Source organism: uncultured Helicobacter sp., assembly GCF_910577135.1.
Lineage (GTDB): Bacteria > Campylobacterota > Campylobacteria > Campylobacterales > Helicobacteraceae > Helicobacter_C > Helicobacter_C mastomyrinus.
Genome location: NZ_CAJTLL010000002.1, coordinates 41,280 through 66,850, shown reverse-complemented (window position 1 = coordinate 66,850; position 25,571 = coordinate 41,280). Strand labels below are relative to the sequence as shown.

The following is a 25,571-nucleotide window of genomic DNA, read 5'->3' as shown; positions in this document are numbered from 1 at the left end:
ATATTGGATTAATGCTTTGGTGTTTTAGGGGTAAGCAAATACTGCAGATTGGCTCGAATTTGTAAATATTTGCTTTATCGTTGGCGAAGATAAAAGCTTAGTTTGCAGAACAAAATGCGAAATAGTCCTCGCTTCTATTCCGCAGTATATTCACTTACCCCAGTATTCTAATCCCATTTGATTAGAAATCAAATGTTATTTATGCTCTAAATAGGCAATGGCTTGTAATGCTGCTGTTGCACCATCTGCGGCGGCACATACGACTTGTTTAGAAGCCTGTGTGCGCACATCTCCTGCAGCAAAAAGTCCTTCTACACTTGTCCTCATTGATAAATCCACTTTAATGCTTCCGTATTCATCGCATTCACAGAGCATTGAACCATTCTCTTGTTTTAAAGTGGCTGTATTCACATCGTAGCCCACAAAGATAAAGATTCCCATCACGGGTATGTCCTCATTTTCCCCTGAATCTGTATGTTTGATAAGCACACTTGTAACGCCTGATGAATCTCCCTTAATCTCCTCAACGATGGCAGGGGTGATAATGCGAATCTTATCGTTTTTCTTTACGTGCTCTATCGTAGTAGGTGCGGCGCGAAACTCATTTCTCCTATGCACTAAATGTACCTTGGAGCAAATACGGCTAAGATATACTGCCTCTTCAAGCGCCGTATCGCCACCGCCTAGCACGACAACCTCTTGGTCTTTGTAGAAAAATCCATCGCAAGTAGCACAAGTGCTAATCCCTTTCCCCCAAAATTCACTTTCACCCTTCAAATTAGCTTTTTTGGGGCTACCACCAGCGGCGAAAATCACCGCCTTTGCTTCCTCTACCTTGCCACTGGAGAGATGGATATGAAATATATCTCCCTCTTTACTCACACGCACTACTTCGCTCATTTGATGTTGTAATCCAAAGCGGAAGCACTGTTCTTGCCACGGCTGCATAAAGTCCATACCACTTACTACTTCCTTTACACCCGGATAATTTTCTATTTCACTGCTCCCTGTGATTTGCCCACCGGGCATTCCTTTCTCAAAAAGCACTACATTTTTAATTCCGCCACGTGTCGCATATAATCCCGCACTAAGTCCAGCAGGACCCCCACCAATAATTGCTAAATTAATCATCTTTTCTCCTATAAGTTATAAAAATTTTCCATTATTAAAACTTATTAATTTAATATTGAAAGGTAAATACTGCATTATTTTCTCATAAATTAATAAAATTTGCAAGCAATTTTAAGCCTACATTATGGCTTTTTTCAGGGTGAGGCTGAATCCCAAAGAGATTCTCTTGATTAACAATAGCACCAAAAGGATAGCCATAATCACAATAAGCTAAAATATCCTCCTCCCTTGCCTTAATATGAAAACTATGGATGAAATACAAAAAGCTCTTATCATTTATACCGCAAAATAGCTTAGAATCTCGCGCTTGATAGGTGAAGTGGCAGCTATTCCAGCCAATATGCGGAATCTTAAGCGGTGCGATATTGCTAAAGCCCACGACTTCACCCTCTAATAGCCCAAGCCCCTTGTGTTCGCCAAATTCGAAACTTCTCTCAAAAAGTAGCTGTAACCCTAAACAAATCCCTAGCAAATGCTTCCCACTCCGTGCAAAATCAATAATCGCCTCATCAAGCCCTGTGTGTTTCAAATGCGCCATAGCATTGCCAAACGCCCCTACACCGGGTAGTAAAAGCTTATCATATTTCTTTAGCCTATCGGGTGTAGATTCTATACACACATTAAACAAAGCCACATCGCTAAATGAGCTAATACGCGCAAAGGCATTCTGTACGCTGCCTAGATTCCCCACACCATAGTTAATAATACCTATTTTAATCATTGGCTAATCCCAAAAGCCATTGTTTATTTTCTGCTATGGTATCGTGGCTTTTTGCTATGAGGTTATCGCGGATAGATTCTAAATCAGGGCAGGAGAGGCTATCCATTACCACACGTGAGAGTGTAGTGTGGGATTTTGCAGGGATAGCATTCAGTAAAGATTCTATCTCTGTAATCAGCTGTGCTTTAGAGGTGATTTCACCATTTTTACTCATATATGGGCTATCCATCACTATCCTTTGTAGAATCTTGCGTATATTTAGTGATGTGCCGCTCTAATGTATCTTTAAAAACCTGTGAATAAGGCTTATTAGCAGGAAAATTGGCTAAAAACTCCTGCAGTATATGATAATAATCAGATTCTATAATATGCCCCTTTAGTAGTTCGTATTTGAGATAAAGCCAATAGGTATTTAGCACATCGCTATGGCAGTAGTGGTTAATAGTCTCAAGTGCGGTGAGCTTATCTTTAGCACTTTGAGCGTTGATATAGGTGTCAAAGACCTGCTCTCCGCTCATATCATATTTCCCCACTAAACCAAGCATTTTACATATATTATCAAGCTTTAAGGAGCGCACCACGCCAAAATTCCCCAAACTATCAAGCAAATCGGTATGGAAGACTTCGCTATATCGTTGGCGGTAATTCTCCCATTTACTTTTGTTATGTGTAGGATTATCCTGCTCGTAATACGCCCACGCATTAATGTCATAACGCATAGCACGTAAAAGCATTGTAGGTATGTCAAAGCCCCGTCCATTAAAGCTCACAAGTCTTGGATTGTTTTTATTAAAAAATGTCCAAAACTCATTTAAAAGTGTCTTTTCTAATGTGTCTAAAAAATCACTGCTTAAGAAATCTATGGAATCTAATGAATGGGGGAGCGATTCTAAAAAATGTGTGCCAAAATGCCCTACCTTCACAAATCGTCCAAAATCATCGCATATCACGCTACCAATGCTAATAACACGATGAAAGCAAAGGGAAAGAAAGGAGCTGCCATTTTTTGCATATTGCTCCTCTGCGGCAGATTGTGCGATTTGCAAAGGCGAGCCTTCAAAGCCAAAGCTATCGCGCAAAAGATGAAAATCAGGGATACTCTCAATATCAAAGACGCATATCATTTAGCTGCCTTCTTACAAAATATGGGTACAATATTATCAAAATTTACCAAATAAGGACAAAAGATGTATGCGTTGTTGAGCGTGAGTGATAAAGAGGGTATTGAGGGATTTGCGCGGGATTTATGTGCTTTAGGATATAAGATTCTTAGCACAGGTGGGACACTCAAACTCCTAGAGAAAGCGGGTATCAACGCTATTGATGTGGGCGAATACACACAGAGTAAAGAGATGTTTGATGGACGTGTAAAAACCTTGCATCCAAAGATTGCCGGGGGGATACTCTACCGACGAGATAATAAAGATGATGTGCAAAGTGCGCAAGATAACGATATAGAGCCTATCGATATTGTATGTGTGAATCTCTATCCTTTTAAACAAACCATTGAGCGCACAGTAGATTTTAGCGAGATTATAGAGAATATCGACATCGGCGGTCCTACACTTGTGCGTGCCGCGGCGAAAAACCACGCCCACGTGCTAGTCATAACAGATAAAAATGATTATGCAAAAGTGATAGAATCTTTACGTAATGGCGCAAACTCGCTCGCTCTAAGGCAGCAAATGATGATTAAAGCCTATGAGCATACCGCTGCCTATGATAGTATGATAGCTAACTATATGAATAAGCGTTTTAATGATGGCTTTGGGGAGAAAGTGTTTATAGAGGGGCAAAAGATTATGCAAACGCGCTATGGGGAAAATCCTCATCAAAAGGGCGCATTATATGGGTTTAATGGCTTTTGGCACGAGCATTTTATCATCAAAAAAGGTGAGCCAAGTTTCAATAACCTTAATGATATGAATGCCGCGCTCAAAATCGCCACGAGCTTTGAGGATGAAGCAAAAGCCGTGTGTATCATTAAGCACGGCAATCCTTGCGGTTTCGCGCTTAAAGATACACTTTTAGAATCTTATAAAGCAGCCCTTGCGTGTGATAGCATAAGCGCCTATGGTGGTGTGGTGGCTATCAATGGCGTGATAGATAAGGCTTTAGCCGAAGAGATAAACAAAATCTTTGTAGAGGTGCTAATAGCCGGGGATATAACCGATGAGGCGCTTCATATTTTTGAAAGTAAAAAGCGCACAAAGATTTTCACGCAAAATAATGCCTTTCTTAGCCTGCCACACGATAACTATGATTTTAAGCACATACAGGGCGGATTATTGCTACAAGAAAGCGATGTGGTAAGAGATGATGAGGTAGATTCTGCCCAACTTGTGAGTACTAAGGCAGCAAGCAAAGCACAAAAGGCGGATTTAAAAATCGCTTATATTATCGCAGCCCTTACTAAATCAAACTGCGTGAGTTATGTCAAAGATGGTGCGCTAGTAGGTATTGGTATGGGTATGACAAGCCGCGTTGATGCTACAAGGGCGGCAATGGCAAAGGCAAAGGATATGAATCTAAACTTGCAAGGCTGCGTATGCGCTTCTGAAGCATTCTTTCCATTCCGTGATAGTGTGGATATAGCTCATCAATATGGCGTGAGCGCGATTATCCAGCCCGGTGGGAGCATAAGAGATGATGAGGTGATTAAAGCCTGTGATGAATATGGTATAAGTATGTATTTCACGCACACACGGCACTTTTTGCATTAAATAAGGGATGAGTTTATAGAAACTATATCCTTGAAACTGACTTGAGAAGCAAGATAACTTGGTTAAAGGAGGCTAATTGCATTTATAAGACTACGCAGCAGTTTTATAATAGCGTAGAGAACTACACAAATAGAAATCTAAATACAGGAAACAATTTAAGTTCTTGCATTTTATATCACTACATATGCGAGTCTGTTTTTTAGCCATTATTATTGATAAATCATAGTCTATAAATAATTTATAAAGATGGATTTAAGTTTAGTTTTTAATTTCTGTGGTGTGATTGCTATTTGTGTGGATTGTCTATTTTTGCAAGATTTTTGGGAATGAGGATATGAAGAATCTGTTAGATTAAGGCAAATAGAGGGTATGAATATAATAAAAAAGTAGGAGAGATGGCACGCGAAAGTAGGATAGGAGAACCAAAACGTGCAACAAAGTTCTTGTGTATCATATCAAAGCTTCATAAGATACAAAAAATCCTAACAAATACTCAACTCATATAGTGTGAAATACAACAGCTAGAATAAAAACATATATTCTCTTGCTTTATTATCATAAGGCATAGCACCTTGTGCTTAATTGCCTTATGAAGCTATATATTAAAATTGACATAAATGTTTTAATATCTAATTTATCTCATTTTCTATTCTTCAACCAATGAGAGAGGCGTGCGATATAGCTCCAAAAGAGCGGAATAAAGAATACGGCGATAAATGTCGCTGCCATCATACCGCCAATCACACCCGTGCCGATAGCGTGTCTAGCTGCGCTTCCTGCCCCTGTGCTTAGGGCTAGGGGCAATACCCCAATACTAAAAGCAAGTGAAGTCATAATGATAGGGCGGAATCGCAATTTTGCCGCACCTATGGCAGATTCTATAATGCCTTTACCTTCTTTTTCGTGTAAATGCTGTGCAAACTCCACAATCAAAATCGCATTTTTAGCCGATAGGGCAATAAGCATAACAAGCCCTACCTGAAAATATATATCATTACTCAACCCACGCAATGCCGTAGCTGCTGCCGCACCAAAAACTGCAAAAGGCACTGCGCTTAGCACAGAGAGAGGCATAAGCCACCGCTCATATTGCGCACATAGAATCAAAAAGACAAAAATAAGCCCACAAACAAAGGCGATTGTGCCTGTGCCACTTGCATTTTTCTCTTGATAGCTTGTGCCACTATATGCGATGGTATAGCCATCAGGCAGCACCTCTTTTGCCACTTCTTCAACTGCCCTTAATGCAGCACCACTTGAATATCCCTTGCTTTCATCGGGGTTACCAATAATTTTTGCACTTGTAAAGAGATTAAATCTATCCACAATATCAGGACCAATCACACGCTCAGATCTTACAAGCGCGCTTATGGGAATTAGGTCGCCATTACCTGATTTCACAAAAATATGGCTTAAATCTTCAGGTATTTCTCTAAAATTACTCAAAGCTTGCACATTGACTTGATAGGTTTTGCCATAGAGATTAAAATCATTGACATAATATTGCCCAAGTGTGCTTTGCAAGGTTGTGAAAACATCATTGATATTAACATTCATAGCCTTTGCCCTCTCTCTATCAAGCTGCAAGTAATATTGTGGAATATCTGCGCTAAAGAGGCTTCTTACACCCACAAGTTCATCTCGTTTATTTGCTTCGGCTACAAATAAGCTAGCATATTTCTCCAAATCTCTAATGGTGCCCCCACTTCTATCTTGTATATACAGCTCAAAGCCGCCAACTGTTGATAATCCCATAATAGCTGGAGGCGTCGTTGATAAGCTAAAGGCGTCAAGACTAGCATTAAAAGCACCCATTGTTTTTTGTGCAATTTCAAATGCGCTCTCTTTGCGCTCGCTCCAATCTTTCAATGAGGTAAAAATAACCGCACCTGAAGAACGTGCAGCACTTGCAAGCATATCAAAACCAGCAATAAGGAAGTTTTGTTCTACTCCATGTTCTTGTTCTAGGAAAGCCAAGGCTTTTCTACCTTCTTCTATTGTGCGGGATAGTGAGGCAGCTGGTGGTAGCTGAATAAAGCTCATCACTATGCCTTTGTCTTCACTTGGTACAAGTCCGGTAGGCAGTTTAGCAAGTAATCCCCAAGTAACCCCCAAAATACCTACAAAACATAACAAAAGCAACGAACCGCGCCGTAATGCCTTGCCAATTTGTTCGCCAAACTTATGTGTTAGCCAATCAAAAAATTCATTGAATCTTCGCACAAGATAAAAAGGCTTAGGCTCCTTAGCTTTCAAGATTGATACGCAAAGTGCGGGGGTAAGGGTAAGTGCTACAAACCCTGAAATAATCACCGAAATTACAATGGTTATGGCAAATTGTTTGTAAATCGCTCCACTAAAGCCACCGATAAATGCCACAGGAATAAACACCGAGCAAAGCACTAGCACAATAGCGACAACAGGTCCTTGAATCTCCCCCATAGCCTTTAGCGTAGCTGCCTTGACAGAATATTTTTCACCATTCTCATCTCTCTCATTGTGTAAGATTCTCTCCACATTTTCAATGACAATGATGGCATCATCAACCACAATACCGATAGCTAAAATAAGCCCAAAAAGTGTAAGAAGATTGATTGAGAATCCTAACGCATATATACCTGCAAAAGCCCCAATAATCGATACAGGAATAGCTATCACAGGGATAATAGTTGCACGGAAATTTTGCAAGAAAAAATACATAATAATTACTACCAGCACAATAGCCTCGATAAATGTCTTCACCACTTCTTTAATAGAGATTTTCACAAATTTTGTATTATCATTAGCAATCTTATATTGCATTCCACTAGGAAAGCTTTTTGATAGCTCTAGCATCTTTTTTTCAACACCTTCGGCTACTTCAAGTGCATTTGCTCCAGCCTGAAGGGCAATACCAAAAGCTTGGGCATTTCTGCCATTAAAAAGTGGGCTTACACTATAATCTTTTGCTCCTAGCTCTACTGTTGCCACATCTTTTAAACGCAATGCTGAGCCATCAGCATTTGAGCGCACAATGATATTCCCAAACTCCTCTGCGCTAACAAATCTCCCCTGTGTGGTAATAGAATAAGTAAAGGCAATATCGCCTCTTACGGGCTCTTTACCAAATGAACCTACCGCAAATTGCGCATTTTGTTCAGAAAGTACCTGTGCCACTTCTGCAGGCGTAAGATTATTTTGTGATAATTTATCAATATCAAGCCAAATGCGCATAGAATAATCCCTCGAGCCAAAAACAGCTACATCACCCACACCCTGAACGCGTTTGAGTTCATTAATAATATTTAAAATTGTATAATTTGCCACATAAGTAATATCGTGTGCAGGATTATCCGAAAATACCGCATATACTTGCAGTAAAGTAGAAGAGCGTTTCCTCACAGTAACACCCACTCTCTGTACATCTGTTGGGAGTTGTGTGAGGGCGGTTTGAACGCGGTTATTTACATTAATAAGTGCCATATCTGCATCAGTATCGTTGGCAAAAAATACACTAAGATTCATTACCCCACTTGAAGTGGAAGAGGATTTCATATAAAGCATTCCTTCCACACCATTAATACTATCCTCTAGGATACTGGCTACTGTATTTGCCACTACCTCAGCACTTGCACCACTATAAGTGGCTTGCACCATAATTTCATTTGGCACTACTTGTGGATATTCCTCGACAGGTAGAATAGTAATGCAAATAGCCCCAACAAGTGTAATAACAATGGATATGACCATTGCAAAAATAGGACGATTGATACAAAATTTTGACATATTATGCTCCTAATTTTGTGCGTTATTTTCTGTGCCGCTTTGAGAATCGCTATCAGGAGTTACTGGGCTATCATCGCGAATTTTAGAGAGTTGATTGAGTATCAAAACATCACCTTCTTTGAGACCGCTATTAACCAATATATGCGTATCAACTCTTTGCCCTAAGCTCACACGAGCTATTTTTGCTTTGCCATCTTTGATAACATAAACATAACTTCCTTGCGTATCTTGCAAAAGTGCGCTTTCTGGTATAGTAATGGCATTTTGTGCTTCAAACCCCTTAAGACGCACTCTTACAAACTCATTAGGTAAAAGCTTATAATCTTCATTATCTACGATTGAGCGTGCTTTAATAGCAGAAGTTTGTGGATCAAGCACACTATCGACGAAATCAAGTTTGCCTATCTTGTCATACACACGCCCATTATTAAGCACATATTCCACTTGTATGCGGCTATTTTCTAAGCCGCGCATCAGATAATAATCCGTATTGGGAATGGAAAATTCCGCATATATAGGGCTAAGTTGCGTAATGGTTGTAAGCACATCTTGACCACTTCCACCGACAAGATTCCCCACATCATAGCTACGCATACCAATCCGTCCGCTAATAGTCGCTATCACATCTGTGTAGCCCAAATCGATATTTACATCATCAAGGGCTGCTTGTGTGCTTGCAACATTGGCTTGAGCGGAGAGGAAGTTCGCACGTGAAGTGTCATATTGGTCAATGGTATAAACGCCTTGTTTATAGAGTTTTTCCACACGTTGCCAATCACGGTTTGCCTTAATGAAATTTGCCTCTGCAGATTGCCTTTGAGCCTTTGCTTGATCGACTTTTGCTTGATAACGAGCGGGATCTATTTTAAAAAGCAATTGTCCCTCTTTGACAATATCCCCTTCTTTAAAGTTTTTTGCTAAAAGTGTGCCTTGCACTCGTGCATATACTCCTGCACTTTGCACACTTTTTAATCTTGCTGGATATTCAAAGTTTAGATTTGTATTTTTATAGGCAATAGTCTGTGTCTTGACCTTTAATACCGATGCTTGTCTTGATTGCTGAGAATCTTTGCAACCTACAAAAATACCAAGAACTAGAAATATGGGAATAATATTTAATGATATGGGTATTACTCGCATTATGTCTCCTTAATAAGCATAATCTTGAATAATAGACTCCTTAGTCTATTATTCCTTTGCTGTTGCGGTTAAAGCCGCTATAAAGGTCTTGTTACAGAGGTAAGCCTCTGCTAACGCCTAAAGAATACACTTAAAACTGTGCTTTGCTTAATTTTACCCTTTGCGGGATTTATCAAGTGAGTTTAAAGGTATACAATCTCTCATCCATCATTCCTGCGCGATGGTGGCTTCACCACTGCGTAGTTAATATTTGCGCGGAGTGTGAGTCCACGCTTTGCCGCCATACAGCCCTTTGCAAAAGGACAAATCCCGCTAGGATAAAACCGCATTTGCTTTGGTTTATCAAGCGGGTCTGTATGGATTCTCAATTAAAAAAGCTTTAAGACGCAATGTAAAACCTATAGGAGGTGTAAAAGTCAGGCTTCTCTCCATATCATATTTATTGTAAAAAATAAATATATGAGCAGCGAGAGAAGATTTCACCTTATAAGGTATTACCTTGTACTAATTATGCAAAATCTTTTAAAAGTAGCTCTTGGGTATTCATTACCCCTACACCTCTATCAAGCACATTTTGAGCAATTTCTTGTGCTTCTTTGAGAGAGTGCATTTTGGCAGTGCCGCATTGATAAATATTCAGTTCAGGGATATCTTTTTCATCACGTATGCGCAATACATCACGCATACTCGATTCCCACGCATCTTTGACATCATATTCACTTGGTGCACCTATCACACTCATATAGAATCCTGTGCGACAGCCCATTGGTGAGATATCAATAATCTCTACTCGTGAAGTATTCAAATGCTCACGCATAAATCCGGCTATCAAATGCTCCATTGTGTGGATTCCCTTTTCGCTTAGAATCTCGCAATTTGGGCGAGTAAAACGCAAATCAAAAACGCTAATAACATCGCCCTTTGGCGTTTGCATACTCTTTGCCAAACGCACTGCTGGAGCTGGCATACGCGTATGATCGACCTTAAAGCTATCAAGTAATGGCATAAAAACTCCTTTTTGTGGTTTTTGCTCTAAAGATGGGAATTGTAATGTGATTTTGTAAATAGTTGTATATGCAACTATTTACCATATTTTTAATGGGATTAAATAAATACGTGCAAATTAAAGGCTTTATTAAAGTGGCTAATAAAGCCTAAAACATATAATCTTTACCAACAAAAAATGGTAACCTATTCTTTTTCCCAAGTTTTAGCTAGATTATCAATTTCTGCAAAGAGCAAATCACTCATTTTTTCCATTGTTCTAAAAGATTCTACGCAGGTGATTTGACATTCTTGACCATAGCAACTCTGTGCATTTTCTACGCCAATTTCTGCTGCCTTAATAAGCTCATTATGGAAATTAACAATATTCTCTAATGCTTTTGTGCCTGCATAGTTTGGATTGCCTCGTGTCTCATACCATTGCGAGAAAATCTCTTTAATACCATCTGCTAATGCTGTGCTATCTTCTTCTTTCAATACCTTATCGTATGCATCGCTTTTGAAAATAATGTGATCAACCATCAAGCTATTGCCATTCAAGCGGGCACTAATAGTTTTTGCAGAACGATCAATTTGCATTGAAGTTTGACTGATGTCTTTAAACATAGATTCAAATCCCCCAATCATAGCGCTAAACTCATTCATTTGGTCAAGCATTTTTTGAGAATTTTCATAAATTTCATTAGTCGTTTGCTGGAAGAGATTGACTTGTGTCCATATATTTTTTGTGGCATGTTGTGTTTTTTCTGCGAGTTTTCTCACCTCATCAGCTACCACCGCAAAGCCCCGTCCGTGCTCTCCTGCACGTGCAGCTTCAATAGCGGCATTTAAGGCTAATAGATTTGTTTGATCTGCTATTTCATTGATAACACCAATAATAGAGCTTATCTCTTGACTTCTTTCACTTAGCCCACCCACAGCATTATCATTTGCGCTTATAAGCTGCTGTGTATCTTCTAAGACTTGCATTGAAGTGCTTATTTTATTATAGCCCTCTTCGGAATTTGCTGTCATAGAGGTAATTTTGCTTGAAATATCACGCAAATACAAAAGGCTTTTGTGGAAAGATTTTTGCACAAATTTTTGCTGTTTCAAGTTGTTGTTGATATTGCTCAGTGTCAAATTTATTTCTCTAAATGAGCCCAGCTTGATAGATTCTCTAATGGCTTCTACGCTCTCATCAACGTGTTTTGCCACTACTTGCAAGTTAGGTAAAATACCACCGGTCAAAAATGGTCTATATTCGCCTATGGAAGAGGATTTTTGAATCACAATATTATTTTCCCTAAGAAATGTTTCCAAATTATCAAGTAACTCATTTAGTCCTCTAGAGATGTAACATAGCCGTGTGTTTCCAATATTGGTTATACGTGGCTCAAAATTTCCTTTCAACACCTGATCAATAAGACGCGTAATCTTTTCTATGGATACCTTCTCACGTGCTATTTTTGCTTTGAGAATAAAAATATAGCCTAATAATAGGACACATATAATGCTTAAAATAGCTACTATCATTGCTTGCCTCCTACTTGCAAACGCAAGATAAAGTTTTCATAGCTCTCTCCTAGGTCCTCAAAGTATTTATGGAAAAACTTTAAGCCAGATTCTATACCGCCATTAGATTCCGCCTCTTTAATCTTTTGATAGAGCTTCGCAGCAGCATCAAGCCCTTCTTTTCTAGGCTTTCTGCGCACGGAATAATAGCCTACAGTGTTCCCAAATATATCAAGTGAGGGTGTTACATTGGCAAAAACCCAATAGTAGCCCCCATCTTTAGCAAGATTCTTGACATATACATTTACTTCTCTTTTTGATGAAATTTCTCTCCAAAGATAGGCAAAAATGGTGCGGGGCATATCTGTATGTCGCACTATATTGTGTGGCTTGCCCAAAAGCTCACTTTCTAAAAAACCTGAAATATCAATAAATGCTCGATTGCAATAAGTTATCCTGCCTTTTGTATCTGTTTTTGATACCAAAAACCCACTAACTAACTTCTCCTTGCTCATTCAACCTCCTTTAAACATCTCAAGCAAACAAAATCTATCCAAAAAGTTAATTTCTGCTATGATACCTTGTTTTGTTTAATTAAAAAATATCTTATCTAGTTTTAATTCTCATTAATACTTTGATGTTTAGCTTAAAATTTTACTTACTTATTTAAAAAATCGCGAATATTTTTTGCCGTGAGCGCGAGCAATCGCTCTCTTGCCCTATCATACGCCCACGCTACGTGCGGTGTGATGAGTAGCTTTGTAGCAATGCTTTTATCTAAAAATGGGTGTCCTACTCTCATTGGCTCTGCTTCTAGCACATCAGTGCCAAAATACATATCCTTGTCCTTAAGGAATGCAGCCATATCCTCCTCATTGACAATCCCACCACGACCGACATTAATAAGTATCGCTCCATCTTTTAAGAGAGGCAAATTTGTGCGATTGATAAGATTTTTTGTGCTAGGATTAAGTGGAGCGTGGATAGAGACAATATCACTCTGGGAGAGAATCTTATCGAGTTCCTTGCGCTCAAAGCTACTTTGCGTATTTTTACCACTTGTAGAATAATAGCTTACTTTTGCACCAAAGGCTTGTGCGAGGTATGCCACCCTCTGCCCAATGCTCCCAAAGCCAATAATCCCCCACTGCAGATTCTCTAGCTCTTTTAATCCGCCATTAATATGCACAAAAATGGGGCTCTTAGCCCATTCCCCACTTTTGCAGTATTCATCATAATAACTTAGCTTTGCTAAAAGGTGCAGCACCATACTCATTGTGTGCTGTGCGACATCGCTTGTAGAATACCCTGCGACATTTTTTACTTCTATACCCCTCTTAGCGGCACAATCCAAATCGACATTATTCATACCTGTGGCAGTAATACAAATAAGCTTAAGGCTAGGAAGAGCAGAGAGAATGCTCTCATCAAGCACGACCTTGTTAGTAAGGATTATTTCTGCATCTTTACAGCGCGTAAGCACCTCATCTTTTTTGCTAAAGCCATAGCTTGTTACCTCGCCTAGTGTTTTTATCTCGCTTAAATCGTATTCACCTAGAGTATCCGCATCAAGTATTACTATTTTCATACCTGTTCCTTTTATATAGAATTTGAGTATAATAGCACATTTTAATTTTTATCAAGGGTAGTTTTATGCAAAAAAATGCAAGGGTTGTGAAGATATTACTAGATTCTCTTCCATTTATTCGAATCTTTCGTGGCAAAATCATTGTGATTAAATATGGCGGTGCAGCACAAACCAGCCCTGAACTCAAAGAAAAATTTGCCCTTGATATTGTTATTATGTATATGCTTGGCTTAAAGCCTGTCATCGTGCATGGTGGGGGCAAACGTATTAATGAAATGCTCGATACACTAGGCATACAAAGTAGCTTTAAAGATGGCTATCGTATCACTTGTGCAGATTCTATGCGCGTGGTGGAGATGGTGTTAAGCGGGGAGATTAATAAAGAGCTTACAGCTTTTCTTAACTTCCACGGGGCAAAGGCAGTGGGTATGAGTGGCAAGGACGCACACTTACTTCAAGCACAAGCAAAGGATAATGGCGCACTTGGCTACACAGGCGAGATTACAAATGTGAATCCGGAGTTTTTATTGCAAGTGATTAATGATGGCTTTGTGCCTGTGATTGCCCCTATTGCCACAGGCGAGAGTGCGGGGCATTTGGGCTATAATATCAATGCTGATATTGCCGCTTGTCATATTGCTAAGGCACTTAAGGCACAAAAGATTATTTTCCTAAGCGATATTGCAGGTGTTTTGAATAATAACAAAGAGCTTATTTCCTCACTCACGCCCTCACAGATTCAAAGCCTTGTAGCACAGGGCGTTATAAGCGGCGGTATGATACCCAAACTTGAGGCCTGTGTGGATTGTGTGCAAAATGGTGTGCAAAAGGCACATATTATCGATGGGCGCGTGGAGCATTCGCTACTTTTAGAGCTTTTCACCACACAGGGCATTGGCACAGAGATTTATGACTCCATACAAGAGGCGTAAAAATGACATTAGAATCTTATAAATACGGATTGCTCGAACGTCTATGGCTCAAATTAGAATCTCGTTCGGTAGATAAGAATACAGAGGATATTATCACGCTTTTGCCTGTGCTGCTTTTTATGCAAAAGGAGCGTTTAGAGACATTGCTTAATGAGCTACCAAAGATACTAGCACAATATCTCAAACCCCATCTTGTGCAACGCGTTTTTAATCATATTGTTATCAAGCTCAAAGAATATGCTAAAGATGAGCAACTTTTCCTTCAAGAAAGGCAATACGCGATTGAATGTATCTCAAATAATATTCAGCTTTATGCACTTGTGCTTGATTTATTTCAAGATGATACAGGAGATGAGCGCGATATAATTGAGCAAATTGTGCGTAAAAAGTTTGATAAAGACTATCAGCTCAGCAAAGAGAATCTGCGCCTTCTAACATATCAAGAAAAGTATTGTATGGAGCAGCCTGCAAGTAAATCTCGTGTAAAGTTAATAAATATAAAGAAGCAATAAAAATAGTTTCATAGCGCGCCTTTATTCATATCTCAAAAGATATACGATAGAATAATGCCATCTCAATAAAGGAATATTGTATGGATAAAACTCAAATGCTTGAGCGGCTGGAGCAACGTCTGAGTGAGATTCAATCTCAATATAAAGAACCCCGATATATCGTAAATAAGGAATGGATAGGGCAGATTTGCACACTCATTGGCATACCCAAAGAATGTATAGAATTATGCGTCCAAATCCTTTCTCTCAAGCCACCAACTCGCCTAATATGGCTCCATATGGCAGAATGTACCGGCTGTAGCGAGAGCTTTTTGCGATTAGATAAGCCCGGTGTAGAATCCTTATTACTTGAATATATTTCCCTAGAGTATCACGAGACCATTATGGGCGCGGTAGGCTTTGGGGCAAAAAAATCTCTCCACGACACATTAGATGAGGATTTTATTCTCGTTATTGAGGGTGGCGTATCACTTGATGAGAATGCTTATTTTATGACTTCAGGGGCGGATAGCATTACAGGAGAGATGGAGAGCAAAGAAGTAGCAAGTAAAGCAAAAGCAATCTTTGCCGTAGGGACTTGTAGTAGCTTTGGTGGCGTGCAAGCTGCTCTTCCCAATCCCACATCTTCAGTAGGCATAGATACATTTTTATCTCAAAAGGTAGTGAACATCCCCGGCTGTCCCCCAAGTGAAGCAAATATTATCGGATCTTTGATATATTTTATCCTCTTTGATGAACTCCCTGAACTTGATAATTTCAATCGCCCTTTATGGAGCTATGGTAAGAATTTACACGATATGTGCGAGAGAAAGGCAAAGTTTGAATCGGGGGATTTTGTAGAAAGCTTTGATGACCCGCATTTGCAAGATGGCTATTGTCTCTATAAGGTCGGCTGCAAGGGACCCTATGTCGCTAATAACTGCCCGAAAGTGAAATTTAATGCAAAGACAAGTTGGCCTGTGCGCGCAGGACACGGCTGTATCGCGTGTAGTGAGCCAAATTTTTGGGATAGCTTTGGGCGTATTGAAGAGCCTTTAAATAACGTAAATGCTTATATCACAACGCGTAAAACCCTTTCACACCTCCCTCATATACACAATATTGATGATGAAACAGATAGCAATACACTTATCTTGGAATGGCAAAGCAATGCCCCCACAAAAATCTACATACAAACCACAGATTCTGCCATTCCGCAAAATCTGCTTGATTGTAGCTTTCAGGCACATTTTCCCACACTTTTAGCACATCTTAGTGGGAAAAATAAGCTTGGAGCAAGGCTTGTAGAAAATTACAGCAAATGGCGCACAGCAAGGAATCTTGCAGATATATGCCAAATTACAGAATCTAATCCTTTAGAACTCTCACAAAATTTGAGTGATATTCTGCCCCTTATCGCGCAAATGTTTGGTAAAGCGCATAGCACATTTGATATGCTCCACATTGCGCAAAGTTATCTTTTCCCCCATATAAGCAAACTCGATATGAAACTAAGCGGCACACAAATGTGTCAAATCGATATTGATAAATCTTTGCGACTGCCTTTGTGCTACCTTTTAGGAGGATTAGAAATCGAGGGGGTAGCCTATGGCGCAGTAAGCTCAATGTGTGAGATTCTATCTACCGCTCTTACTACCCTTGCTAAAGCCCATAACATAGGGCAGGTGGCATTCAAAGGTGATATGGCTCATCATATCCTTATCCAAGATAGATTCTATACCTATTTACCCCAATGGCTTGAAGTGGTTTAATGATATAAATCTTAAAAACTCACTTGATGGATAAAATAATCTTAGCCATAGGCGTATTTAGGCATTTTGGGAAGCTATTGTTTTAGGGAAAAATACTTTGTGATAGAAATGCAATCGCTAAAGCATTTTAATAAAAAGGTAATCTTTGATTCAGATTGGGATTTTAGATGGAGATAAAGATGGCAGATAGCACCTAGTGTTATTTGTAATGCTATGTAGTAGCAAAATTATAATAACGAGTCATAGTGATTTATGTCATAAGGTGCAAAAAGCAGACCTTATGACATAATTTTACTTGATTTTATCTTTCACATTTGCCACAATAGCGTTAAATGCGTTGATGTCATTCATCGCCATATCTGCAAGTATCTTCCTATCAAGGTCGATATTGGCGCATTTAAGAGCATACATAAAGCGCGAGTAACTAATACCATTCATTTTACACGCCGCATTAATACGCGTAATCCATAATTGTCTAAAATTGCGCTTCTTTTGCTTCCTATCGCGGAAAGCATAGCACATACTGCGTTCTAACTGCTCTTTTGCCTTTCTAAAATGTTTGCGTCTGCCGCTGTAAAAGCCCCGAGCAAGTTTTAAAATCTTCTTATGTCTTCTTCGTCGAACAACACCTGTTTTAACTCTCATTTTATCTCCTTTACCTTAATTGAGGTGTAAGCTTTCGCTTCTCTTTCCCATATTTATATGATGGGGAGTGGGATTCTTAAGCCATACAAAGTAGGCTTTTTACAGAATCAACATTTGTGCTGTGAACATATTTTGGTGCATTAAGGTTAGCTTTACGTTTGGGTGATTTCTTAGTCAGAATATGACTTTTGAATGCACTACCACGTTTGAAAGCATTTTTTTTGAACTTGAAACGTTTAGCTGCACCGCGATTTGTTTTCATCTTTGGCATTATTTTCTCCTTTCATAAGATTAATGTTTGTCTTTTTTCTTTGGCACATAAAGCACATTGAGGTATTTGCCCTCTAGCTTTGGCTCTTTTTCTGCTATGGCGATGTCTTCAAGCATTGCTGCGACTTTATGTAGGGTATCCATACCCGCTTGGGGAATGCCCAACTCACGCTGCTTGAGGAATACTTTAAACCTCACGTGTTTGCCAGATTCTAAAAATTCAATGGCGTGCTTGACTTTGTAATTAATATCATTTTGCGCGATTTGCGTTGAAAGCTTGATTTCTTTAATTTCGATTTGTTTTTGCTTTTTACGCGCTTCTTTTTGCTTTTTTTCGGCTTGATAGCGATATTTGCCATAATCCATAATCTTGCACACAGGCGGTTTAGCATTGGGAGAGATTAACACTAAATCAAGCCCTGCTTGATTAGCAAGATTCAATGCCTCTGCGGAAGATATAATCCCATACACCTGCCCATCATCGCCTATACAGCGCACTTCTTTAAAGTCTATTTCTTCATTTAGCAATGTTTCTTCTTTGTTCAAAAACTAACCTCTCTTATTTTTGTTTGCAACATAGCGATAAACGCCTCTTCTGGGAGTTCATATTGTGTTTTCTCCCTCCTATCTCGAATCGCAAGCACTTTGCTTTCCACTTCCTTTGCTCCAATGACAACAATAAGCGGCACTCGCTGTTTTTCAGCAAGTCTCACTTTTTTACCCAAACTCTCATTTTTATCGATGATTTCAGCATAAGCTTCACTTTGAGCAAGAATCTTATGTCGCAATATCTTAGCATATTCAAGCTGTGCATCGCCAATAGGGATAAGAATCACCTGTGTGGGCGCAATAAAAAGTGGAAACTCACCGCTAAAATGCTCTGTCAAAATAGCGACAAATCGCTCAAATGAGCCAAGCAAAGCGCGGTGAATCATTACAGGCTGCACTTGTTCATTATGCTCATTAGTATAGCTAAGCTTGAAACGCTCTGGCAGATTCATATCAATTTGTATTGTCCCGCATTGCCATTTTCTGCCAATGGCATCAGTGATTTTGATATCAATCTTTGGCCCATAGAATGCCCCGCCACCCTCATCAATACGATATGCGATGTGATTTTGCTCTAATGCATCTTTAAGCGCTTGTGTTGCACTCTCCCACACCTTCTCATCTCCTATGGATTTTTCTGGTCGAGTAGCAAGCTCCATTTCATAGCTGAAATTAAAGGCGTTTATAATGCTTTTGCAAAAGGCGATGATGTCATTGACTTCGGCGCAAATTTGCTCTGTTTTGCAAAAAATATGTGCGTCATCTTGTGTAAATTCACGCACACGGAGTAATCCGTGTAATACACCGCTTTTTTCGTGGCGATGGACGATACCATATTCATAGAATCTTAAAGGCAAATCGCGATAGCTCCTTAAAGCACTTTGATAAACTTTGATATGCCCCACGCAATTCATAGGCTTAATGCCATATTCCACATCATCAATAGTTGTAAAATACATATTTTCGCCATAATTTGCATAATGTCCGCTTGTTTTCCAAACGGCACTTTTTAGAATCTCTGGTCCTCTAACAGGCTCATAGCCACGCTCAATAAGGGCTTTTGTGAGGAGATTCTCAATATTTTTACGTAATCTTGCTCCCTTAGGTAGCCAAATAGGCAGTCCCGCGCCGATTTCCTCATCAAAGGTAAAAAGTTCCATTTCTTGCCCGAGTTTGCGATGGTCGCGCTTTTTCGCCTCTTCGAGTTGGTAGAGATAAGTTTTTAATGATGCCTTATCAGCAAAGGCGATTCCATAAATACGTGTAAGCATTTGCGCCTTTTCATCGCCGCCTAAATATGCTCCTGCTATTTTTGTGAGTTTAAAATGCTCTAAAAGCGCAGTATTTGGCAAGTGTGGTCCCCTGCATAAATCTTCAAAATCCCCCTGTGCGTAAATGCTCAACTCATCGCTTGTAATGCGGCTCATTACAGCACGTTTTAGCTCATCATTGGCAAATCTCTTCTCCACCTGTGCACGTGGGAGCGTGGTTTTAGTAATAGGATAGGCTTTTTTGGCAAGCTCACGCATAGCAGATTCAATACGTGCTAAATCCTCCTCACCAATCTTGCTATCTACCTTAAAATCATAATAAAATCCCTCATCAACCACAGGTCCTACGAAAAATTGCGCTTCAGGATAGAGTGATTTGATGGCTTGAGCCATAAGATGGGCGCAGGAGTGGCGGATAATTTCTAAAGATTCGTTAGAATTGTCAAAATGTATTGCATTGCCACTAATGCCTAATTCCTTAGCGGTGCAGATGTCATAAATGTTTTCTTTGTGTTTGAACCCTATAACTTCACTCATATTTATACTTTCATTATCTCTTCTTCTTTGTGTTTCACCATTTCATCGCATTTTTTGACAAACTCATCAGTATGTTTTTGAATCTCTTCAAGCGCTTTTTTGCTTTCATCCTCTGTAATATCTTTGTCTTTTTCAAGTTTTTTGATGTGATTATTGGCATCTTGTCGAATGTTGCGAATGGCGACTTTTGCCTTTTCTCCCATAGATTTAGCATTTTTTGCGATTTCTATGCGCTGCTCCTTGCTCATAGGGGGGAAAAATAATTTGACACATTCGCTATCACTATTTGGATTTACACCGATATTTGCCTCTTGGATAGCCTTTTCAATGTCTTTTAGTAAAGGCTTCTCCCAAGGAGTAATGATAATGGTAGTGGCATCTTGAGCGATAACAGAGCCTACTTGGTTAAGCGGTGTAGGAGTGCCATAATAATCTATGCGAATATTATCGAGGATATTCACACTCACCTTGCCACTACGTAATGTGGCAAAATCCCTGCGAAGCGATTCTATGGTTTTATCCATATGGGATTTAGCATGGTTATAAATCTCATTAAGCATAATGCTCCTTTAATGTTTTGAATCTTGTGTTGGGGCGAGTAATGGCGCAGATGGGGCGGCATTTTGATCTACGATAAATGCGCTTTTGTCATCAGGTTTAGCTGCAGGTGGGGCGAGAAGCGTATCATTTGGTAGGCTATCAAGCACACTCTTTTGGCTTTGTTTATTGTAAGTATAGCTAAGCATGATGGTGTTTAGCACAAAAAGTAATCCTAGAAACATTGTAAATTTAGCTAAAAACCCAGCAGGACCCTTTGCTCCAAATACAGATTCATTGCTGCCACTATATGCGCCAAGCCCGATACTTGAGCTTTTTTGTAAAAGCACTACAATCGTAATAAGCACCGCTAAAACAATTTGAATCACAAAAAAAGCATTTGCCATAATTGCTCCATAAACAAGGTAATTCATAAAATAAGCGCAAGATTATAGCAAAACATTCTTATAACAAACTTGTGATTGTAGAACTTTAAGTGAGGCTTTGTTAAGAATTTAATATTCCATGGATAATCTTTGTATATTTGTATATTTTCTTAATACCTAAAGAAGCGCAAGCGATTCTCGCTTAGCTTGATATTATGGAAAAGTATCAAGAAAACAAGGAGAGTAGCCTTGCTAGATCCTAGCTTATTCCAGTCAATGCTGTAAATGTAAAGCGAGCAAGCAATCTAACAAATGGTATTTTACCTAACTTGCAAGTAGTGGCAAAACACGTTGATGAGAGCGTAGAAGCCATTAGAGAATCTATTAAGCTTGGCTCATTGCTAAATCCCAATATTTAAATTAATGCAATATAGAGCCTAGAAACAGATGTAGTAAAGTATGAGTTGTGTTCGCAAATATCGCTTATTCCTCACCTTGAAAATATTCCATAACCAAGGATAAAAGCAAAACTCTTTTTTCAAAATTTCCTAAAACTTAAGATTTTAAATATCTAATTTTGCTGATAAGGTGAGGTAAAATCAGCAATTTTTTGCAAAAGTAGGGGGTAGATTCTCGCTTCTTGTCGTAAGGAGCTGCGGAGGGATTTTGCATTAGGGCAAAAGCTATGCACTAAATGCCAAAAATCACGCGAGTGGTTTTTATGCGTGATGTGAGCGAGTTCGTGTATGATGACATAATCAATAAGATGTTTTGGAGCAAAAATCAACATAAGAGAAAAAAACAAGCGATTATCATAAGTGCAGCTCCCAAAACGTGAAGTAGCAGAAGTGATTTTGATAGAATGATATGTTAAGCTCATTAAGGCGGCATATTCTGCTACTTTAGGCATAATATATGCACTTAGCATATCTTTAAGCTGTCTTTGAGGTGTGCGGAGGGTATCAAAAAGCGCGTTTATATCCTGCCACACCCCAAAAATGGGGATTTGATGATAATGTATGCACAAAGTGGATTGCAAGGCAAGATGGCGTGTGTGAAGTTTATGGAGGGTAGATTCTATCCATTTATGATACGCATAGATAAAAGATTCAATTTGTGCGTGTGAAAAATGCAGCGGCACACGCACAAATAGCGATAAATCCGCTTTGATTACAATACGTGGATAAGCAATCTTTTTATGCTCAATATATATCGCAGAGGCGATAGGATAGGATTTTTGCAACGCTTTTAACATAATATTGCCACTTTTAGCTATAATTTTTTGATATTATAACCCAAATATGGAGAAAATATGAAAGTGCTACTCTTAGAAAATGTCCAAGGGCTTGGTAAAAAGGGTGAGGTAGTAGAGGTAAAAGATGGCTATGGGCAAAATTTTCTTATCGCTAAGGGCAAGGCGCAGCACGCCACGCACGAGGTGATTAACAAATATAAAGCACAGGTGAAAAGACAGCAAGAATTAGAAGCGTTAGAAATCGCTCAAATGGAGCAGTTAAAGCAGAGTTTAACGTCTCTAAAACCTATTATCCATAAAAAAGTAGGTGCGAATAATGCGCTCTTTGGCTCGATTACAAAAGATGAAATCATTGCTGCACTCAGCACACATAAGATTCATATCGATAAAAAGCATATTGAAATCCCTCAATCCATTAAGCACACAGGAGAATTTGAGGTGTGCGCGAAACTAGGGCACGGCATTAATGCCACTTTTAAAATTGTAGTAGAAGCACTTAAATAGCACTTAAAGCGCAAATGAAGGATAGAGAATGTTTGAAGCAACAACGATACTTGGTTACAGGGGTGAATATCAAGGCAAACAATATGCGATTATTGGCGGAGATGGACAGGTTACCTTTGGGAATTGTGTCTTAAAAAGCAATGCGACAAAAATCCGCACTCTCTACAACGGGCAGATTCTAAGCGGATTTGCAGGAAGCACAGCTGATGCCTTTAGCCTCTTTGATAACTTTGAGCGTATCTTAGATGGGCGTAAGGGCGATTTAGTGCGGAGTGTGCTAGAATTTAGCAAGGAATGGCGTAGGGATAAGTTTTTGCGTAAGCTTGAAGCAATGATGATAGTGCTAAATAAGGAGCATATCTATATTTTAAGTGGCACAGGCGATGTCGTAGAGCCAGAAGATGGCAAAATAGCGGCTATTGGCAGTGGGGGGAACTATGCCTTGAGTGCAGCACGTGCGCTAGATTCACATAGTGAGTTACCACCTAAGGATATAGTAGAGCATTCTTTGCGTATTGCGGGGGAATTATGTATTTATACCAATACAAATATTAAGATTCTAGAATTACCAGCGGAGTGAGATAATGAAAGAAAATATGACGCCCAAAGAGATAGTGGCATATCTTGATAGCTATATTATCGGGCAGAATGAGGCAAAAAAAGCGGTGGCTATCGCTCTAAGGAATCGTTACAGACGTATGCAGCTTGATAAGGAAGTGCAGGAGGAAATCACGCCCAAAAATATCCTTATGATTGGCTCAACGGGTGTGGGTAAAACAGAGATTGCCAGACGTATGGCAAAAATGATGGGTTTACCCTTTGTCAAAGTGGAGGCAAGTAAATATACTGAAGTGGGCTTTGTGGGGAGAGATGTAGAATCTATGGTAAGAGATTTGGTCCTAGCGAGTGTGAATCTTGTAGAGAATGAGCATAGGCAAAAGGCTCAAGCGCAAATCAATGATTACATCATCGAAAAAATCACGCAAAAGCTTTTGCCACCATTGCCAAGCGGAGCGAGTGAAGCCAAGAAAAATGAATACGAAATAAGCTTTGCAAAAATGAAGCAAAAAGTGATTAAGGGTGAAGTGGATGATTTGATGATTGAAATTGATATAAGTAAGAAAGCTCCAATGGGCGATGATAATCTCCCGCCAGATATGATAAAAGTGCAAGAATCTATCTTTAAGGTGCTGAATGTTACGCAAGATAAAATCAAAAAAGAAATGAGCGTGAGAGAGGCTAAAGAAGCCCTGATGTATGAAGCTACAGAATCTGTGCTAGATGCGGAGAGCATTCGCGCGGAGGGCTTAAGACGTGCAGAGCAAAATGGTGTAATCTTTATCGATGAGATTGACAAGGTGGCAATAAGCAACAAAGATAGCTCAAGGCAGGATCCTAGCAAAGAGGGTGTGCAGCGGGATTTACTCCCTATTGTTGAGGGCAGTGTAGTCAATACAAAATATGGACAGATAAAGACGGATTATATTTTGTTTATCGCTGCAGGGGCGTTTCACGTAAGCAAACCAAGTGATTTAATCCCGGAATTACAGGGGAGATTCCCTTTACGCGTGGAACTAAGCACACTTGATGAGGAAAGCCTCTATCAAATTCTTACCCAAACTAAAAGCTCTCTTTTGCGACAATATCAACTCTTGCTAGAGACAGAGAATATTCGGCTTGAATTTAGCGATGAAGCCATTAGGGAACTTGCCCGTTTATCGCATAATGCTAATCAGCGCACCGAAGATATTGGCGCAAGACGTCTACATACGACTATTGAGCACGTCTTAGAGGATATTAGCTTTAATGTAGATGAGTATCAAGGTAAGGAAATAGAGGTAAATGCGGAAATGGTGCGGGAGGCGTTAGCAGATTTGGTAGAAAATGTAGATTTAGCACGTTATATTCTTTAAGAATCTTTAATAAGACAATGAATACGCAGGCAAATATTACTACACGTGCGGGATTTGTAGCTGTTCTTGGGCGGCCAAATGCGGGCAAATCTACGCTTCTTAATCATCTCTTGGGAGAGAGAATCGCCCTTGTATCGCATAAGGCAAATGCCACACGCAAACAAATGCAAATCATCGTGCCTTATCCTCCATTACAAGCACAGATAATCTTTGTCGATACACCCGGGATTCATCATAAGGAAAGACTGCTCAATCAATATATGCTTTCACAAGCACTCAAAGCTATGGGGGATTGTGACATAGCCCTTTATCTCGCACCTGTGAGCGATGATGTGGCACATTATGAGAAATTTTTATCTTTAAGTGAGGACATAGCGCATATTTTGCTTTTGACAAAGACAGATACTTGCAGCAAAGATGAGCTTTTACGAAAAATTGCTGCTTATCAGGCATATAGCAAGCATTTTCTAGCACTCTTCCCTATTAGTGTGAAAAAGCCATTTGATAAGGAGCAGCTCTTCCGTCATATCGCCCTGCATTTGCCACATTCGCCTTTTTATTATGATGAGGAGCTACTCTCTCCAAGCACATTAAGGGAGATTTATAAAGAGATGATACGTGAGAGTTTGTTTGAAAAAATGAGCGATGAGATTCCCTATGAGGCTGATGTGATGATAAAACATTTTGATGAGGGAGAGACACAGGATAGAATCAATGCGCATATCATCGTAGAAAGAGAAAAGCAAAAGGCTATGGTGATTGGCAAGGGAGGCAGTGGGATCAAACGTCTAGGCATAAACGCAAGGCAAAAAATGCAGCTTTTTAGCGGTAAAAAAATTTTCTTAAAGCTTGATGTGGTGGTATATAAAGGCTGGAGTAAGCAAAAAGATGTATTAAAAAAAATAGGGTATGATTTTATATGAAAGAAATTAAAGGAAAAGA

General features: G+C 39.4%; 26 protein-coding genes. 8 read left to right on the top strand and 18 right to left on the bottom strand.

Translation table 11 applies throughout. The features are described 5' to 3' along the window. Positions 1 to 195: 195 nt before the first annotated feature. The 4 genes from trxB to QZ289_RS01275 form a co-directional block, all read right to left on the bottom strand. The gene (trxB, locus tag QZ289_RS01290; RefSeq protein WP_295698318.1) at positions 196 to 1,131 is read right to left on the bottom strand and encodes a thioredoxin-disulfide reductase; all 936 of its coding nucleotides are present in this window, start codon (positions 1,129 to 1,131) and stop codon (positions 196 to 198) included. Positions 1,132 to 1,213: 82 nt separating this feature from the next. After that, complete coding sequence (hisH, locus tag QZ289_RS01285) at positions 1,214 to 1,852, bottom strand: imidazole glycerol phosphate synthase subunit HisH (protein ID WP_295698315.1); 639 nt, start codon at positions 1,850 to 1,852, stop codon at positions 1,214 to 1,216. Then, positions 1,845 to 2,081, bottom strand: a complete 237-nt coding sequence (locus tag QZ289_RS01280) for a hypothetical protein (protein ID WP_295698313.1) — start codon at positions 2,079 to 2,081, stop codon at positions 1,845 to 1,847. The genes hisH and QZ289_RS01280 overlap by 8 nt, the downstream gene beginning before the upstream one ends. Beyond that, the gene (locus QZ289_RS01275; protein WP_295698309.1) at positions 2,074 to 2,976 is read right to left on the bottom strand and encodes a 3'-5' exonuclease; all 903 of its coding nucleotides are present in this window, start codon (positions 2,974 to 2,976) and stop codon (positions 2,074 to 2,076) included. The genes QZ289_RS01280 and QZ289_RS01275 overlap by 8 nt, the downstream gene beginning before the upstream one ends. Before the next feature lie 63 nt (positions 2,977 to 3,039). Between QZ289_RS01275 and purH the strand changes: the two genes are divergently transcribed. Next, positions 3,040 to 4,575 (top strand): bifunctional phosphoribosylaminoimidazolecarboxamide formyltransferase/IMP cyclohydrolase, encoded by a 1,536-nt coding sequence (gene purH, locus QZ289_RS01270; protein WP_295698307.1) that lies wholly within the window; start codon positions 3,040 to 3,042, stop codon positions 4,573 to 4,575. Positions 4,576 to 5,214: 639 nt separating this feature from the next. On the opposite strand, the gene QZ289_RS01265 is transcribed toward purH, so the two are convergent. From QZ289_RS01265 to QZ289_RS01235, 7 genes are all read right to left on the bottom strand, one after another. Then, positions 5,215 to 8,340 (bottom strand): efflux RND transporter permease subunit, encoded by a 3,126-nt coding sequence (locus QZ289_RS01265; RefSeq protein ID WP_295698304.1) that lies wholly within the window; start codon positions 8,338 to 8,340, stop codon positions 5,215 to 5,217. Between the two features lie 9 nt (positions 8,341 to 8,349). Beyond that, on the bottom strand, positions 8,350 to 9,480 hold the full coding sequence (locus tag QZ289_RS01260) for an efflux RND transporter periplasmic adaptor subunit (protein WP_295698301.1): 1,131 nt from the start codon (positions 9,478 to 9,480) through the stop codon (positions 8,350 to 8,352). A gap of 200 nt (positions 9,481 to 9,680) precedes the next feature. Further along, entirely contained in the window at positions 9,681 to 9,848 is a 168-nt protein-coding gene (locus tag QZ289_RS01255; RefSeq protein WP_295698299.1) for a hypothetical protein, read from the bottom strand. 140 nt (positions 9,849 to 9,988) lie between these two features. Continuing rightward, positions 9,989 to 10,486, bottom strand: coding sequence for an S-ribosylhomocysteine lyase (gene luxS, locus QZ289_RS01250; protein WP_295698297.1), 498 nt, complete (start codon positions 10,484 to 10,486; stop codon positions 9,989 to 9,991). A 185-nt stretch (positions 10,487 to 10,671) separates the two neighbouring features. Beyond that, the gene (locus QZ289_RS01245; protein WP_295698294.1) at positions 10,672 to 12,000 is read right to left on the bottom strand and encodes a methyl-accepting chemotaxis protein; all 1,329 of its coding nucleotides are present in this window, start codon (positions 11,998 to 12,000) and stop codon (positions 10,672 to 10,674) included. Next, complete coding sequence (locus tag QZ289_RS01240) at positions 11,997 to 12,494, bottom strand: PAS domain-containing protein (protein ID WP_295698292.1); 498 nt, start codon at positions 12,492 to 12,494, stop codon at positions 11,997 to 11,999. Before QZ289_RS01240 ends, QZ289_RS01245 begins: the two co-directional genes overlap by 4 nt. A gap of 143 nt (positions 12,495 to 12,637) precedes the next feature. Continuing rightward, positions 12,638 to 13,567, bottom strand: a complete 930-nt coding sequence (locus QZ289_RS01235; protein WP_295698290.1) for a D-2-hydroxyacid dehydrogenase — start codon at positions 13,565 to 13,567, stop codon at positions 12,638 to 12,640. Positions 13,568 to 13,632: 65 nt separating this feature from the next. Between QZ289_RS01235 and argB the strand changes: the two genes are divergently transcribed. The 3 genes from argB to QZ289_RS01220 all read left to right on the top strand — a co-directional run bounded on the left by argB (position 13,633) and on the right by QZ289_RS01220 (position 16,762). Next, entirely contained in the window at positions 13,633 to 14,499 is an 867-nt protein-coding gene (argB, locus tag QZ289_RS01230) for an acetylglutamate kinase (RefSeq protein WP_295698288.1), read from the top strand. 2 nt (positions 14,500 to 14,501) lie between these two features. Then, positions 14,502 to 15,011 carry a hypothetical protein gene (locus QZ289_RS01225; protein ID WP_295698286.1) on the top strand — a complete coding sequence of 170 codons (510 nt, stop codon included), beginning with the start codon at positions 14,502 to 14,504 and terminating at the stop codon, positions 15,009 to 15,011. A gap of 80 nt (positions 15,012 to 15,091) precedes the next feature. Then, on the top strand, positions 15,092 to 16,762 hold the full coding sequence (locus QZ289_RS01220; protein ID WP_295698284.1) for a hydrogenase small subunit: 1,671 nt from the start codon (positions 15,092 to 15,094) through the stop codon (positions 16,760 to 16,762). 291 nt (positions 16,763 to 17,053) lie between these two features. Here the strand turns inward: QZ289_RS01220 and rplT are convergent, their stop codons facing one another. From rplT to QZ289_RS01185, 7 genes are all read right to left on the bottom strand, one after another. Beyond that, positions 17,054 to 17,407: a 50S ribosomal protein L20 gene (gene rplT / locus QZ289_RS01215; RefSeq protein WP_295698281.1), complete on the bottom strand. Its 354-nt coding sequence runs from the start codon at positions 17,405 to 17,407 to the stop codon at positions 17,054 to 17,056. A 76-nt stretch (positions 17,408 to 17,483) separates the two neighbouring features. Then, positions 17,484 to 17,678, bottom strand: a complete 195-nt coding sequence (rpmI, locus tag QZ289_RS01210; protein WP_295698279.1) for a 50S ribosomal protein L35 — start codon at positions 17,676 to 17,678, stop codon at positions 17,484 to 17,486. Between the two features lie 20 nt (positions 17,679 to 17,698). After that, positions 17,699 to 18,223 carry a translation initiation factor IF-3 gene (infC, locus tag QZ289_RS01205; RefSeq protein ID WP_295698277.1) on the bottom strand — a complete coding sequence of 175 codons (525 nt, stop codon included), beginning with the start codon at positions 18,221 to 18,223 and terminating at the stop codon, positions 17,699 to 17,701. Continuing rightward, positions 18,220 to 20,034 carry a threonine--tRNA ligase gene (gene thrS / locus QZ289_RS01200; protein ID WP_295698274.1) on the bottom strand — a complete coding sequence of 605 codons (1,815 nt, stop codon included), beginning with the start codon at positions 20,032 to 20,034 and terminating at the stop codon, positions 18,220 to 18,222. The genes infC and thrS overlap by 4 nt, the downstream gene beginning before the upstream one ends. Before the next feature lie 2 nt (positions 20,035 to 20,036). Then, on the bottom strand, positions 20,037 to 20,594 hold the full coding sequence (gene frr, locus QZ289_RS01195) for a ribosome recycling factor (RefSeq protein WP_295698271.1): 558 nt from the start codon (positions 20,592 to 20,594) through the stop codon (positions 20,037 to 20,039). Positions 20,595 to 20,603: 9 nt separating this feature from the next. Next, positions 20,604 to 20,978, bottom strand: coding sequence for a preprotein translocase subunit SecG (gene secG / locus QZ289_RS01190; protein WP_295698268.1), 375 nt, complete (start codon positions 20,976 to 20,978; stop codon positions 20,604 to 20,606). 550 nt (positions 20,979 to 21,528) lie between these two features. Beyond that, on the bottom strand, positions 21,529 to 22,212 hold the full coding sequence (locus tag QZ289_RS01185; RefSeq protein ID WP_295698265.1) for a M48 family metallopeptidase: 684 nt from the start codon (positions 22,210 to 22,212) through the stop codon (positions 21,529 to 21,531). Positions 22,213 to 22,269: 57 nt separating this feature from the next. On the opposite strand from QZ289_RS01185, the gene rplI reads away from it, so the two are divergent. The 4 genes from rplI to era are packed head-to-tail and all read left to right on the top strand — an operon-like array spanning position 22,270 to position 25,552. Further along, on the top strand, positions 22,270 to 22,716 hold the full coding sequence (gene rplI / locus QZ289_RS01180) for a 50S ribosomal protein L9 (RefSeq protein WP_295698262.1): 447 nt from the start codon (positions 22,270 to 22,272) through the stop codon (positions 22,714 to 22,716). A gap of 28 nt (positions 22,717 to 22,744) precedes the next feature. Next, the gene (hslV, locus tag QZ289_RS01175; protein ID WP_295698260.1) at positions 22,745 to 23,296 is read left to right on the top strand and encodes an ATP-dependent protease subunit HslV; all 552 of its coding nucleotides are present in this window, start codon (positions 22,745 to 22,747) and stop codon (positions 23,294 to 23,296) included. A 4-nt stretch (positions 23,297 to 23,300) separates the two neighbouring features. Further along, entirely contained in the window at positions 23,301 to 24,629 is a 1,329-nt protein-coding gene (gene hslU, locus QZ289_RS01170) for an HslU--HslV peptidase ATPase subunit (protein ID WP_295698257.1), read from the top strand. 17 nt (positions 24,630 to 24,646) lie between these two features. Beyond that, complete coding sequence (gene era / locus QZ289_RS01165; protein WP_295698255.1) at positions 24,647 to 25,552, top strand: GTPase Era; 906 nt, start codon at positions 24,647 to 24,649, stop codon at positions 25,550 to 25,552. Positions 25,553 to 25,571 lie beyond the last annotated feature (19 nt).